The sequence below is a fragment of the Rhizobium sp. C4 genome, assembly GCF_021026315.1.
GTDB lineage: Bacteria > Pseudomonadota > Alphaproteobacteria > Rhizobiales > Rhizobiaceae > Ensifer_A.
In genome coordinates this window covers 24,115-37,306 of record NZ_JAJNCX010000005.1, presented here as the reverse complement: position 1 = coordinate 37,306, position 13,192 = coordinate 24,115, and the positions used below count along the sequence as shown (strand labels likewise).

Here is a 13,192-nt window from a genome sequence, read left to right as displayed (position 1 = left end):
CATCATTTCAGGGCCAGAACGTCCTCGATCACCGCATCAACCGTTCCCGTGGCATCGACCTTGTGCCACCGGACATCGCTGACGCCTTTAGCCAATTGCTGTTCCAGCACATCCGGCGTCGCATCCGATTGTCCGCCCTGGCGGGCTGCGACACGGGCGCGCAGCGTCTCGGCCGGTGCATCCAGCCAGATGCCGGTGAAGGACACGCCGGCGCTTGTGGCCGCGTCTCCGATCGCCGCGCGTCGCTCGGCGCGGTCGTGAACCGCATCCGCGACCACGCTCGCCCCGGCCTTCAGCACGGCGCCGGCGCGCGCGGCCATCTCGGCATAGACGCGCGCCGACATGTCCGGGCTGTAGGCTGTCGCATCGAGATGCGTTTCGGGAGAGACGCCATGCAAGGCCTTGCGCACCCGGTCGCTCTCGATCAGCCGCGCGCCGGGCGGCGGCCCGAGATGCGCCGCGAGCCCATCAGCGACCGTCGACTTGCCCGATCCGCTGAAACCGCCGATGGCGACCAGTTTCGGTCCGCTTTCGTACAATGTATGGAGTGCGAGGTCGCAATAGGATCGCGCCGCCGCCGCGAGCCGGTCATCGCCACCGGCTTCATCCGCCTGCGTCGCCGTCACATGGGAGCGCACGGCCGCGCGCAGGGCGGTGAAGAATGGCAGAAGGGCGAAACCCTCCTCCTCGCCCGCCGCATCGCAATAGCGGTTGGCGACGAGATTGGCATGGTCCTTCAGGCCGCGATGCCAGAGGTCCATCACGAGGAAGGAAAGATCGTAGAGAACGTCGATGGTGGCGATGCGGTCGTTGAAGTCGATGCAGTCGAAGAGACGCGGCTTGCCTTCGAGCAGGCAGAGATTGCGCAGGTGCAGATCGCCATGGCAGAGCCGGATCTTGCCGGCCTCGGCACGGCGGTCGAGATGCGCGGCAATGCCTTCGAGACGCTTCCGAAACAGGCCATCGATGGCAACTTGTTCGGCGTCGGAAAACACCGTGCTCGTCGCAAAGCCGGCCTTGTTGATATCGAGAACGCCGGCAATGTTTGCTGCCCCACCCTCGCCCGTCGCCACCGGCGCGCCGGCGTGAAAGGCCGCAACCATCCGGGCAAGCTCGGTCATCAGCGCGGGTGTCAGCTCGCCCTCCATCGCCATACGGTCGAACAAGGCGGACTGGTCGAAGCGTTTCATTTCGACCACCGCGTCGACGATCGTACCGGAAGACCCGAAGGACAGGCTGCCGTCGTCGTCGCGGCAGATAAGGCGAACGCCGAGATAAAGCTCCGGCGTCGTGCGGGCATTCAGTGCCCGCTCCTTCTCGCAGGCCGCGACGCGAAGCTCCGGCGTGGAGAAATCGACATAGGGCAGCTTCACCGCCCGCTTCATCTTGAAGGCGCGCTCGCCCACCAGAAAGATGCGCGAGATATGTGTTTCCATCACCTCGACCGGCCCGGCAAGGCCGTAGGATGACGCCTGGCTCAGAAACGTCGTGACAGCCTTCTGGTCGTCGGTGATCATGCATCCTCCGGTGCCAGCCTGTCTCAGGACGTGAACAGGCCTTGCAGCCGGAAATCTGGCAGAGCAGGCCTCTCCCCGCCTTGACGCACGTCAAGCCTTGCCGTGACGGCGGAAGTGAAGCGCGCGAACGGCCTCGGCCAGTTCCGGCGCCGGCCCGTCGACCGCAATGCCCGTCACGATCTCCTCGATCGCAATGCGGCGCACCGAGGCTTCCGGCAACTCCATCTCGGCGAGCCATTCACCGAGCTGTTCGGACGAGCTGGCATAGACGATGCGGCCAAGCCCCACCCAGCCGTGGGCGGCGGCGCACATCGGGCAGTGCTCGCCGGATGTGTAGACGGTGGCTGTCGCGCGATCCTGAGGCGACAGGTTCTCCCCCGACCAGCGCGCCAGCGTGAATTCCGGATGCCGGGTGCCGTCTCCGGTCGTGTGAATGCGGTTGCGGTCTTCGGCCAGCACCCGCCCGTCCGCGCCGACAAGCACGGAGCCGAACGGCTCGTCGCCCGCCTCCACGGCCTCGGCGGCGAGCGCCACGGCGCGGCGCAGATGCTCCAGATCGGTTTCAGTGATCATGCCGGTTTCCCCTTCGTGTCGGGCCGGAAGATCCGCGTCCGGCCATTGTCGAAACTCCTGACCCCGTCCTTCCAGCCGGCGAGCACGCGCGCCACTTCGCGCACGGCCGTCTTGGCGCCATCGGCATCCAGCAGGACCACGGTCGCCGGTGCACCTTCGACAAGCCCATGCGTCCTGCCCAGTTGTCGCGCCGGATTGGCGGCGATCATGTCGAAGACATGCGCGATATCCGGGTCGCGCGAGAGCTGGGCGACATTTGCAAAGAGATTGGCCATGCGGATCAGCGAAGCGTCCCCGAAGGGCGTGAACGGGTTCATGACATTGTTGGTCGCAATCGAGGTGACGACACCCTGCCGGGCGAGCAGATGCGCCGGCGCCACGCCGCGCGGCACCAGCTTGTCGCGGCCGCGCCCGTTGAGGAATAGATCGGTCGCCGGCAGGACGGTCAGCGCAATGCCCGCCCGCGCCAGCCGGCCGGCAATGGCCTCAATCTTCGTCGGCGCCATGGCGGAAAGATTGGTGACATGGCCGATGGACACCCGCCCCTGCCAGCCGTGCCGAAGGGTTGCCTCGACAACTTCCGGCAGATCGGTGTGGCGGGGGTCGAGGTCGAAATCGAGGTGGAAATCGACCGCAACGTCGTGCTTCACCGCCAGCTCGAAGATCATCTCGATATGCCGCTCGGGGTCAGGATCGGTATAGGGGCAGCCGCCGATGAGATCGGCTCCGTCGGTCAGTGCTGCATCGAGCATCTGCACCGTCGCCGGCTCGTTCGTCAGCCCCTCCTGCGCGAAGGCGCAGATCTCGATATCGATGGCGAAGGCATAGTCCGCCTTGATCCGCTTGATCGCCTCGAAGGAGCGGAAGCCGGCGCGCGGGTCGATCTCGACAAAGGTCCGCATCCGTACCGTGCCATGCGAGATCGCCTTTTCGACGACGCGGGCGGCGCGGGCATAGACATCCTCCGTCTCGAAGCCCGCCTTGGCATAGGCCGTCTGCAGCACCGCCTCCGGCAGCGTGCCCTCGCAGATCGTGCAGCGATCGAGAATGCAGGCCTTGTCGAGATGGATGTGGCTGTCGACGAAGCCGGCAAAGGCGAAGGCGCCCTCGCCGTCATGCGTTTCCACCGCCTCGCAGCGGATCGATCGCGCCATCCTGCGGATGCGTCCGCCGGAGACCGCAATGTCGATCAGCGGGCCATCGTCTTCCGTCCGCACATTGCGGATCACGAGATCGAAGCGTTCTGTTTCTTCCGCCGTCATAGGCCGATTGCGCCTCCGTCGCTGCGCGGATCATGCGCGCCTTCGATTGTACCATCCGCGCGCATGCGAATGACGCCCGCCTGCCCGCCGAGCGGGCTGAGCGCCGGGATGGCCGAGACTTCGTGCCCGCGCGCGGCGAGACCCGCCAGCACGTCTGCCCCGGCATTTTCCTCGATCTTCAGGCTGTCACGGCTGTCGGAAAATGTCTTCCCCAAAAGGAAGCGTGGCCGTGAAAGTGCTGCGGCCGGGTCGAGCCCGTGGTCGATCATCAGGCTGAGGATCAGCGCCAGCGTCTGCGGCTGGCCGTCTGCGCCCTGCGTTCCATAAACCAGATGCGGCCGGCCGTCCTTGAGCGCCAAACCGGGGTTGAGCGTATAGAACGGCCGCTTGCCCGGCGCATAGCAGTTGGGGCTCTGCGGATCGGTGCTGAAGGCTGCCCCCCGGTTCTGCCAGAGAATGCCGGTGTCGCCGACCACCACGCCGCTGCCCCAATCGAAATAGATGCTCTGCAGGAGCGAGGCGACGCGCCCCTCACTGTCGACGGCGGCCAGAAGCGAGGTATCGCCATGTTGATAGACGTGAGGCCAAGGCAAGGCTCGGTCGGCCTCGACAGTCTTCGCTTTCGCCTCAAGCCGCGCAGCATCGAGCAAGTGCTGCGACGTGTCGGGCACAAAGCCCGGATCGGCAATCACTCCGCGATCCAGGAAGGCCTGTTTCACCGCCTCAACCAGCAGATGATAATGCAGCGCGTCACCCGCCACCGTCTCGCTGACGGCCAGAGACCGCAACACGCCCATGATGCCCAGCGTCGTCACCCCTTGCGTCGGCGGCGGCGGGGCGAGAAGCTCGACATCGCGATAGGAGAGCCGAAGCGGCTCGACCATTTCCGTCCGCGTCGCGGCAAGGTCAGCGGCGGTCAGCGGCGAGCCGGCATCGGCAAGGCCCTTCGCGATCCGGCTGGCCAGTTCGCCCTCATAGAAATCGCGCGCGCCGCGCTCGGCAATCGCCTTGAGCGTCGCGGCAAGCTGCGGCTGGCGCTGCAAACCGTTGCGCAGGAAAAGCGGCGCAAAGCCGGACCAGTCGGCAACCTCGTCCGCCCTAAACTCAAGCCAGAAGCGCTGCGACGGGCTGACGGGAAAGCCGGCGTCCGCAAGCTCGATCGCATCCGCAAGCAGGTTGCCGAGCGTTTCGCGCCCGCGCCATTCGGCCGACGAGAACGCCAGAAGCTTGTCCCAGCTATCGACCAGCGCTGCCGTCGTCAGCGTCGATTGCGGTCCCCGCAGCGGGATCGTGCCTTCCGGTCGCGCATTCGCCGCCGCCTGGCCAATGCCGAGAAAGGTGCTGGCCTTTCCCTGGCTGTCCGAAACCATCCAGACCGCATCGCCGCCGAGGCCGCAGAAATGCGGATAGGTCACCGCAAGGGCAGCGCCTGCCGCAACCAAAGCCTCGATGGCATTGCCACCCCGCGCCAGAACCCTGGCGCCCGCTTCGCTCGCCAGCCAATGCGGCGTTGCAATCATCGCAGTCTTCGAGACCGCATTGCCACCCGCCGGCTGCCTTGAAAACTGCGGCATCAGCGGATCACCGCGCCGTTTTCGGCCACCAACCGGCCCGCCTTGAAGACCCGGCGCGGCTTCGGCACGCCGACCACCGCCTCCGGCACATGGGCCGCAGGCAGCGTGACGAAATCGGCCTTGTCGCCGACCGCAATGCCATAACCTTCCAGCCGCAACGCCCTGGCGCCGCCGGCGGTCACGACTTCGAAGGCGGAGGCGAGTTCGGCATCGGTGAAGAAGCCGGAGCGATAGGCAATGATCTCGGCCCGGCGCAGCATGTCGCCATCGCCGAAGGGCCACCAGGAATCGCGGATATTGTCGCTGCCGCTGAAGACGTTGACGCCCTCGCCGCGGAGCAACGCCACGGGCGGAAAATTGTGGTGGCCCGGCGCGTTGGTCATGATCGAAACGCCGCTCCTGGCGATCAGCCCCGCCATCTTCAGCGCCGCATCGCGCGGCAGATCGCCCAATCCATAGGCATGGCTGACGGCGACATGACCCTGCATGCCGAGCGCAACGGTCCGCGCGCAGATCTCCTCGATGGTCATCGCGCCAAGCTGGCTGCCGTCATGCAGATGGATATCGACATCGACGCCGCGTCTTTCGGCAACGCCGAAGACGACGTCGAGATGGCCCTTGATGTCACGATCGAAGGAGAGCGGATCGAGCCCGCCGACCAGATCGGCCCCAAGGCCGATGGCGGCATCGAGCAGGTCCGGCGTGCCGAGGCTTTTCAGGATGCCGCTCTGCGGAAAGGCGACGAGCTGGATATCGATCAGATCACGATAGTCTTCGCGCACCTTGAGGATCGTTTCCAGCGATTTCAGCCCGACAGATCCATCGACCATCACATGGCTGCGCATCTGCGTCGAACCGTTGGAAATGCACAGATCCAGCTGGTTGCGGGCGCGCACGTCCATGGGGGCTGCCTGCGCCATGTTCTCGGCCTGGAAGGTGACGCGCTCATGCACATCAAAGCCGTCCGTGCAGGGTTTGTAGGGTATCCATTTGTCGCCCCAGAAGCTCGTGTCGAGATGGATGTGCCCCTCGACAAAGCCGGGAACGAGGAGCGCACCGGCAATGTCCACCGTTTCCGCCCCGGCACCTGTTCCGGCGGGCAGGATCGAAGCGATGCGGCCATCGCGCACGATGATGTCATTCAGCGTGCCGTCCTGCAGCAGCGCGTTCTGGAAAAGGGTATCTCGGGACGTCACAGGCACCTATCCTCATTCCGCCGCCGGCCATGGGGCCAGCGGATGCATCGATATCAAGCAATATTGATGCCAGTGCCAACCCGAAAGAACCAGAGGAGAGGACGCGTAACCACAACGCCCCTGCAACCAGCCTCAGCGGGTGGAAGGGGCGTCGATATGTCAGCCGGCCATGTCAGTGCGGCAGCGCGGAAGCATCCGCGCCGATGTCAGACCGCTTCGAGCAGGGCTTCGTCACGGGTAGAGGCGGCAATCAGGTTCTTCGCCTTGATATAGGCGATGAGGTCCTCGATCGCGATCAGCTTCAGGCCGTGCTTCTGTGCGAAGATTTCGAGATCCGGCAGGCGCGCCATCGTGCCGTCATCCTTGGCGATTTCGCAGATCACGCCCGAGGGCTTGAGACCGGCAAGACGGCAGAGATCGATCGCCGCTTCCGTATGGCCGGGACGGCGCAGAACGCCTTCCGGGACGGCGCGGAGCGGGAAGATATGGCCGGGGCGAGCGAAGTCGGCGGGCTTGGCCGTCTCGTCCACCAGCGCCTGGATGGTGGCGGCGCGGTCGGCGGCGGAAATGCCGGTCGAGGTGCCCGGAATATAATCGACCGAGACGGTGAAGGCCGTCTGCATCGATTCCGTGTTGCGCGGCACCATCGGCGGAATGTCGAGCGCGTCGAGACGTTCGCCCGTCATCGGCACGCAGATCAGGCCGCGTGCGTGGTTCATCATGAAGGCGATCTTTTCCGGCGTCGCATGTTCGGACGCGAAGACGATGTCGCCTTCGTTTTCGCGGTCATGGTCATCCACGACGACGATCATCTCGCCGCGTCCGATGGCTGCCACCGCGTCTTCGATTTTTGCAAAAGTCATTTCCATGCCTTTCAAGGGTTATGCCGAAACCGGCACTATCAAACGACCACTTTCGCAAGTGAGCGCACGAATATCCCTTGGGCGAATAGCAACGGTCACACCTCACCCGGGAAGGGCAAAGGTTTCCGCGCGATTCTCTTCCATCCGGACTATACCGTCGGCTCCGGCATCTCACCGGATCTGCTGACCTTCCACCGTTCGGGCACACCCTCGTGATGGAAGCGCTCGCGGGCTCCGGGATTTCTCCCGATACCGCCGGTGGGGAGTTTCACCCCGCCCTGAGAACATGACAAAGATAAGATGGACTTACCGGCTTTTGCAAGTGCTCACCGCCGGTAAAATCGTTTCAACCTTGAAATATGATGCTCAAACATACACGGCCCAAGCAAATCCGTTCCGTCTGCATGCTCAGCTGGCAGCAGCCCGAACCGGCAGCGCATGCGTCACGGTCGCGCCGAATTCATAATAGGCGGCGCGGGCCGAGGCGAAGCGTTCGCTGTGGCTTTGCACCGCCTTGACCGGCAGGGCATCGGGATTGTTTTCGAGAAGCGCAATCGCTGCCTGCGTGCCGAAAACGGTTCCCGGACCGATGCCGCGTCCGGAATAGCCGAAGCTCGCATAGGCGTTGGGCCCAAAGGCGACGATCTTCGGAACATGGTCGCTGGTCATGGCGATGCGGCCGCGCCAACTGTGCTCGAAGGACAGATCGCCGATTTCGGGGAACAGCGCCTTCAGCTTGCGCCGCGCCCAGCCGGCATGGAAGGGCGCGCCCAAGCCCTCGCTATCCCCCATGCCGCCGACAATCATGCGGTCGGCATGGTCGGTGCGGAAGGAGGACATGACAAGCGCCGTATCCCAGCAGCCTTCGCCGCCGGCGAGAATTTTCTCCCGCGCAGCCGCCGGCATCGGGACGGTGGCAAACTGGCAATAGCCCACCGGAATGAATTCCGGCTTGAACGGCGTTTCGATGCCGAGATGATAGGCATTGGTGCCGATGAGCAGCGACTTGGCGGTCACCACGCGGCCGTTGCTGCTCGCCACCCAGCGGTCGCCTGCGCGGGCGAGTGTCGTCACCGGCGAGCGCTCGAAGATGGCAGCACCCGCCGCTTGTGCCGCACGCGCAAGACCGCGCGCATAGGCGAGCGGCTGGATCGTGCCGGCGCGCGGATCGAAGAGCGCGCCGTGATAGACATGGGTTCCCGTGCGCTTCGCGGTCTCTGCGGCGTCGAGCAATTGCAGCGGCGCGCCGTGGCGATTGCCCTGGCGGAAGCGCTCGGCGAGGTCCTTGAAGCCTGCTTCCGAATGGGCGAGATGCAGCGTGCCCTTGCGGGTCGCTTCGCAATCGATGCCTTCGCGCTCGATCAGTCCGTAGACGCGGCCAGGGGCCTCACCGAGGTCGCGGATGAGGCGTTGGCCTTCCGCTTCTCCCATCTGTGTGATGATCTCGTCCGGCGGCAGCCAGAGGCCGGCATTCGCCAGCCCGACATTGCGGCCCGAGCCGCCATGGCCGACCGTCTCGGCCTCGAGCAGGCAGACGGACGCGCCGCGACGCGCCGCTTCAAGCGCTGCCGAATTGCCGGTAAAGCCCCCGCCGATCACCAGAAGATCGACGGAGAGATCACGATCGAGGCTACCAGCCGAGAAGGTTTCCCGGCTTGATGCCCGCCACAGATTGGAACCGCGGTCAGATGTCAAATTTCACTCCCTGGGCCAGTGGCAGTTTGGAGGAATAGTTGATGGTCGAGGTCTGGCGGCGCATGTAGCCCTTCCAGGCATCCGAGCCGGACTCACGTCCGCCGCCCGTTTCCTTCTCGCCGCCGAAGGCACCGCCGATTTCAGCACCCGAGGGGCCGATATTGACGTTGGCAATGCCGCAATCGGAACCGGACGCGGAGAGGAAGGTCTCGGCTTCGCGGATATTGAGCGTGAAGATGCAGGACGACAGGCCCTGCGGCACGTCGTTCTGCAGCGCGATGGCCTCGTCCAGCTCGTCATAGGTCAGCACGTAGAGGATCGGCGCGAAGGTTTCGGTCTTCACGGTCGCCGACTGGGCAGGCATTTCGACCAGCGCAGGCGCCGCATAAGCACCGGCAGGAACGCCGGAGGTCACCACCTCGCCGCCATGCACCTTGCCGCCTTCGGCCTTGGCATTGGCGAGCGCCTTCTGCATGGCATCCAGCGCGCCCTTGTCGACCAGCGGGCCGATGAGGACGCCGGCTTCGCGCGGATCGCCGATCTTGAGCGAGGAATAGGCCTTGGCCAGACGCGCGACCAGATCGTCCTTGATCGAGCGGTGAACGATCAGGCGGCGCAGCGACGTGCAGCGCTGGCCGGCCGTGCCGACAGCGGAAAAGACGATGGCGCGCACGGCCATGTCGAGATCGGCAGACGGGGCGACGATCATCGCATTGTTGCCGCCAAGTTCGAGGATCGGGCGGCCGAAACGCGCCATGACCTTCGGGCCGACGATGTGGCCCATGCGGGTCGAGCCGGTCGCCGAAATGATCGGCACGTCACGCGAGGCAACCAGCGCCTCGCCGACCGCTGCGCCGCCGATGACGAGCTGGCAGAGACCTTCCGGCGCATCCGCACCGAAGCGCTCGATGGCGCGCATCATGATCTTGTGGGTGGCGATTGCCGTCAGCGGCGTCTTCTCGGACGGCTTCCAGATCACCGGATCGCCGCAGACGAGCGCCAGCGCTGCATTCCAGCTCCACACGGCGACGGGGAAGTTGAAGGCGGAAATGACGCCGCACGGACCCATCGGATGCCAGGTCTCGGTCATCTTGTGGCCGGGGCGTTCGGACGCGATGGTGAGACCGTAAAGCTGGCGGGAAAGACCGACGGCGAAATCGCAGATGTCGATCATCTCCTGAACTTCGCCAAGGCCTTCCGAGGTGATCTTGCCAGCTTCGAGCGTGACGAGAGCGCCGAGTTCCGTCTTGGCCGCCCGCAGCTCTTCGCCGAGCAGCCGCACGAGTTCGCCGCGGCGCGGCGCCGGCACGTCGCGCCAGGCCTTGAAGGCGGCGACCGAGCGGGCGATCACGTCCTTCATCTCATCGGCGCTCGTTTCATGCACGCGGGCAATTTCCGCGCCGTCGATCGGCGAGCGGACGGCGAGCGTGCCGCCCGTCAGTTCGGCCGAGGTCAGACCGCAACCTTTAAGAATATCGTGATGCGTCATCCGCTGTCTCCACTTATGCGCAACCGGCGAGGGAATGAAGCTCAGAGCCGCCGGTCGCATGATTTTCCATTTTTGACAGGATAGCGTGAAGCAGGCTATGAAATGAGCGAAGAATTGGAACATTGGTTGGAGAAAAACGAACAATGCTGGCACCGCGCCGCTTCCTGCCGTCGATCAGTTCGCTTCTCGCGCTGGAGGCTGTGGACAGGCTGGGCTCGGCCACGGCTGCGGCAGAAGAACTGGCCCTGACCCATTCCGCCGTCAGCCGGCAATTGAAGGTTCTGGAAGAGCAGATCGGCGTGACGCTGCTGCGCCGGGTCGGCAAGGGACTGGCGCTGACGCCATCGGGTGCGGATTATGCGCGCTCGGTGCGCGATTGCCTCAACGATCTGGCCCGCGCCAGCCTCAAGATCCGTGCCGGCGGCGCGCGCAGCAGCCTCAATCTGGCTGTCCTGCCCGCCTTTGGCATGCACTGGCTGGCTCCCCGCCTCAAGGCCTTTGCGGGGCGCTATCCGGATGTGACCGCAAACCTGACGACGCGGCTCTCGCCCTTCGACTTCGCCCGCGAGAAATTCGATGCGGCGATCCATTATGGCGGGCAGGACTGGCAGGGCGTCGACTATCTGGAACTGTCGCGCGAACGGGTGATCCCGGCGGCAAGTCCGGATCTGCTGCAGGGCGGGCCAAAGACCGCGGAAGAGCTGCTTTCGATGCCGCTTCTCCATCTCGAAAGCCGGCCGGGCGCATGGGAGGAGTGGTTTTCCGCGCAAGGGGCCGAGTCCGACCGGCTGCGCGGCATGCTCTTCGACCAGTTCACCACCATGGCGGAGGCCGCGGCCCTCGGCTTCGGCGTCGCGCTGCTGCCGGAATATCTGGCCGAGAGCGAGTTCAGGCGTGGCAGGCTCCGTCCGGCCTTTCCGGATTACCTGCCGCTCTCCGGCCGCTACTATCTCGTCTGGCCAAACAGCCAGCCGCCCAGCCGGCCGCTCGCCTCGCTCATCGCCTTTCTCAAGGAAAAGCCCTGAGCGGTCTCAGGGAACCTCGATCACCGAGAAGAACAGGCCGAGCTGGCGGATCGCATTGGCGAAGCCTTCATAGTCCACCGGCTTGGTAATGTAGACATTGGCGCCGAGATCGTAGCAGCGCTGGATCTCCCGCGCATCGTCCGTCGTCGTCAGGATCACCACCGGCAGGCGCTTGGTGAACGGATTTTCCTTGATCTGCTGCAGGATATCCGTGCCCGACATGTCGGGCAGGTTGAGATCGAGCAGGATGAGCAGATAGCGATCGGCCGAAACCGTGCCGCTCATATCCGGGCCCAGAATGTATTCCAGCGCGGAGGTTCCGTTCATGAATGGCACGATCTCGTTGTGCACACCGGCGCGGCGAACATTCTTCTCGATGAGACGTGCATGGCCCTCATCGTCCTCGATCATGACGATCGTGACTTCTCTACCATTGGCTTTCATGCGGAAATACTCCTTAAAACTTGGCTGAGGTCGGAGGGCGTGGTCAGGATGAAGGCTGACCCCTCGCCCGGCACCGAGCGGACATCGATTTCGCCGCCGAGATTGCGCGCCAGCGAGCGGACATGGGCAAGGCCGATGCCTTCGCCCACTTGGTCCTGCGGACCGGCGCGGCGGAAGAGTTCAAACACGCGTTCCAGATCGTCAGCCTCGATCCCGCGGCCATTGTCCTCGACGATGATATCGACAAGGCGACCACGCCGGACCGCTTCGATCCTGATCTTGAGCGGCCGCTTGGGACTGCGATACTTGATGGCGTTGTCGACGAGGTTGGCAAGGATCTGCTCGATCGACATGCGGTCGCTGAACAGCTTCAGGGATGGCAGGGCCAAATCAACCTCGCCTCCGGCCTCGTCGATGCGGTGCTGCTGGCTGGAGACGCAGCTGTTGGCAATATCGCGGATATCGATGGGTTCGGGCTTCAACTGCCGCCGCCCGTCGCGCGAAATCTTGCGGATTGCGTTGATCAGGCCATCCATGCGCGAGGTCGACGAGCGGATGAAGCCGAGCGCCTCGGGCATGTCCTGCTCGACGGCAATGCGGGCGTCCTGGATAGCCTGCTGGGAAACCGGAGCGCCATCCGCCAGCACATAGGCGCTCACGTCCTTGATCGACCTGTCCAGCTCGCTCGCGAAGCCCATGATGTTGACCAGCGGCGCGCGCAGGTCATGCGTGACGATATAGGCATAGCGCTGGATTTCCTGGTTTGCCCTGACGACATCCTGCGTGCGCTCCACCACCCGGTGTTCGAGCTCCTCGTTCAGCTTCATCAGCTCGCGGCGCGCCTCGGTCAGCGAGCGGACATGGCGCATGATGATGTAGATCGCGCCGCCCAGAACGACGAAAATGGCGATGAAGGCTGCAATCATGATGAACTGGAGCCATTCGGAGATCGCGGCATGCTTGCCGACATTCGTGCGGATGGCGGTATCGGAGGTGCCGATGATCGCCTGCATCTTGTCGCGGATCTTCGTCATCAGCTCCTGGCCGGAGCCCGCGCGCACCGTGCTACGCGCAGCAGCGATGTCGCCCATCTCGGCAAGCTCGACCGTGCTGTTCAGTTCGCGCATCTTTGCATCGATCAGACCGATGAGTTCGGCCACGTCATGCGTACGGTTTGTCTGCTTCCCCAATGCCTTGGAAAGCCTCTCCTCGGCCTGCGGGATCTGCCCGACTGCATCCTGATAGGGTTTCAGAAACCCTGCATCCTGCGTCAGCAGATAGCCGCGCTGGCCGGTCTCGGCGTCCTGCAGCAGACTGAAGAGATCTGACGAGGCCGTGCGCACTGTTCGCTCCACCACCAGCCGGTCGAAGGTCTCCCGGGTCTGGGTGATCAGCACCATCGCTGACAGCAATACGGAGATGAGGAGACCCGAGCCGCAAAACAGCATAACGAGCGAATTGCGCACAAACGGCTTGTTGATCGTCATGGCTGGACCTGCGGGAGGGACTTGAACGAAGGGCGGGCAAGGAGAAAAAGCCGCGCCTCGACGATGA

11 protein-coding genes and 1 riboswitch are annotated in these 13,192 nt (G+C 64.4%); of the genes, 1 reads left to right on the top strand and 10 read right to left on the bottom strand.

From position 1 onward, the window contains the following. Positions 1-2: 2 nt before the first annotated feature. The 8 genes from LQK84_RS10550 to amaB form a co-directional block, all read right to left on the bottom strand. Positions 3-1,517, bottom strand: coding sequence for a bifunctional aminoglycoside phosphotransferase/ATP-binding protein (locus LQK84_RS10550; protein WP_230828677.1), 1,515 nt, complete (start codon positions 1,515-1,517; stop codon positions 3-5). 90 nt (positions 1,518-1,607) lie between these two features. Continuing rightward, complete coding sequence (locus LQK84_RS10545; protein ID WP_230828676.1) at positions 1,608-2,090, bottom strand: nucleoside deaminase; 483 nt, start codon at positions 2,088-2,090, stop codon at positions 1,608-1,610. Next, complete coding sequence (locus LQK84_RS10540) at positions 2,087-3,352, bottom strand: amidohydrolase family protein (RefSeq protein WP_230828675.1); 1,266 nt, start codon at positions 3,350-3,352, stop codon at positions 2,087-2,089. Before LQK84_RS10540 ends, LQK84_RS10545 begins: the two co-directional genes overlap by 4 nt. Continuing rightward, complete coding sequence (locus tag LQK84_RS10535; RefSeq protein WP_230828674.1) at positions 3,349-4,926, bottom strand: gamma-glutamyltransferase family protein; 1,578 nt, start codon at positions 4,924-4,926, stop codon at positions 3,349-3,351. Before LQK84_RS10535 ends, LQK84_RS10540 begins: the two co-directional genes overlap by 4 nt. After that, positions 4,926-6,122: an amidohydrolase family protein gene (locus tag LQK84_RS10530; protein WP_230828673.1), complete on the bottom strand. Its 1,197-nt coding sequence runs from the start codon at positions 6,120-6,122 to the stop codon at positions 4,926-4,928. The genes LQK84_RS10535 and LQK84_RS10530 overlap by 1 nt, the downstream gene beginning before the upstream one ends. A gap of 206 nt (positions 6,123-6,328) precedes the next feature. Beyond that, positions 6,329-6,985, bottom strand: coding sequence for a 3,4-dihydroxy-2-butanone-4-phosphate synthase (ribB, locus tag LQK84_RS10525; RefSeq protein WP_230828672.1), 657 nt, complete (start codon positions 6,983-6,985; stop codon positions 6,329-6,331). Between the two features lie 128 nt (positions 6,986-7,113). Continuing rightward, positions 7,114-7,275, bottom strand: a riboswitch (FMN riboswitch). A gap of 118 nt (positions 7,276-7,393) precedes the next feature. Further along, positions 7,394-8,680 carry an NAD(P)/FAD-dependent oxidoreductase gene (locus LQK84_RS10520; protein WP_230828671.1) on the bottom strand — a complete coding sequence of 429 codons (1,287 nt, stop codon included), beginning with the start codon at positions 8,678-8,680 and terminating at the stop codon, positions 7,394-7,396. Beyond that, complete coding sequence (gene amaB, locus LQK84_RS10515; RefSeq protein WP_230828670.1) at positions 8,670-10,169, bottom strand: L-piperidine-6-carboxylate dehydrogenase; 1,500 nt, start codon at positions 10,167-10,169, stop codon at positions 8,670-8,672. Before amaB ends, LQK84_RS10520 begins: the two co-directional genes overlap by 11 nt. A 143-nt stretch (positions 10,170-10,312) precedes the next feature. Here amaB and LQK84_RS10510 point away from each other — a divergent pair, with 143 nt between their 5' ends. Then, complete coding sequence (locus LQK84_RS10510) at positions 10,313-11,194, top strand: LysR substrate-binding domain-containing protein (RefSeq protein WP_230828669.1); 882 nt, start codon at positions 10,313-10,315, stop codon at positions 11,192-11,194. Positions 11,195-11,200: 6 nt separating this feature from the next. Here the strand turns inward: LQK84_RS10510 and LQK84_RS10505 are convergent, their stop codons facing one another. Both LQK84_RS10505 and LQK84_RS10500 read right to left on the bottom strand, forming a co-directional pair. Further along, positions 11,201-11,638 (bottom strand): response regulator, encoded by a 438-nt coding sequence (locus LQK84_RS10505; protein ID WP_230828668.1) that lies wholly within the window; start codon positions 11,636-11,638, stop codon positions 11,201-11,203. Continuing rightward, a complete protein-coding gene (locus LQK84_RS10500; RefSeq protein ID WP_230828667.1) occupies positions 11,635-13,125 on the bottom strand; it encodes a sensor histidine kinase in 1,491 nt (496 codons plus the stop codon). Before LQK84_RS10500 ends, LQK84_RS10505 begins: the two co-directional genes overlap by 4 nt. Positions 13,126-13,192 lie beyond the last annotated feature (67 nt).

Bases quoted from the DNA above. Each gene is read 5' to 3' on its own strand.
- LQK84_RS10550 (WP_230828677.1), bottom strand. From the start codon at position 1,517: ATGATCACCGACGACCAGAAGGCTGTCACGACGTTTCTGAGCCAGGCG.
- LQK84_RS10545 (WP_230828676.1), bottom strand. From the start codon at position 2,090: ATGATCACTGAAACCGATCTGGAGCATCTGCGCCGCGCCGTGGCGCTC.
- LQK84_RS10540 (WP_230828675.1), bottom strand. From the start codon at position 3,352: ATGACGGCGGAAGAAACAGAACGCTTCGATCTCGTGATCCGCAATGTG.
- LQK84_RS10535 (WP_230828674.1), bottom strand. From the start codon at position 4,926: ATGCCGCAGTTTTCAAGGCAGCCGGCGGGTGGCAATGCGGTCTCGAAG.
- ribB (WP_230828672.1), bottom strand. From the start codon at position 6,985: ATGACTTTTGCAAAAATCGAAGACGCGGTGGCAGCCATCGGACGCGGC.
- amaB (WP_230828670.1), bottom strand. From the start codon at position 10,169: ATGACGCATCACGATATTCTTAAAGGTTGCGGTCTGACCTCGGCCGAA.
- LQK84_RS10510 (WP_230828669.1), top strand. From the start codon at position 10,313: ATGCTGGCACCGCGCCGCTTCCTGCCGTCGATCAGTTCGCTTCTCGCG.
- LQK84_RS10505 (WP_230828668.1), bottom strand. From the start codon at position 11,638: ATGAAAGCCAATGGTAGAGAAGTCACGATCGTCATGATCGAGGACGAT.
- LQK84_RS10500 (WP_230828667.1), bottom strand. From the start codon at position 13,125: ATGACGATCAACAAGCCGTTTGTGCGCAATTCGCTCGTTATGCTGTTT.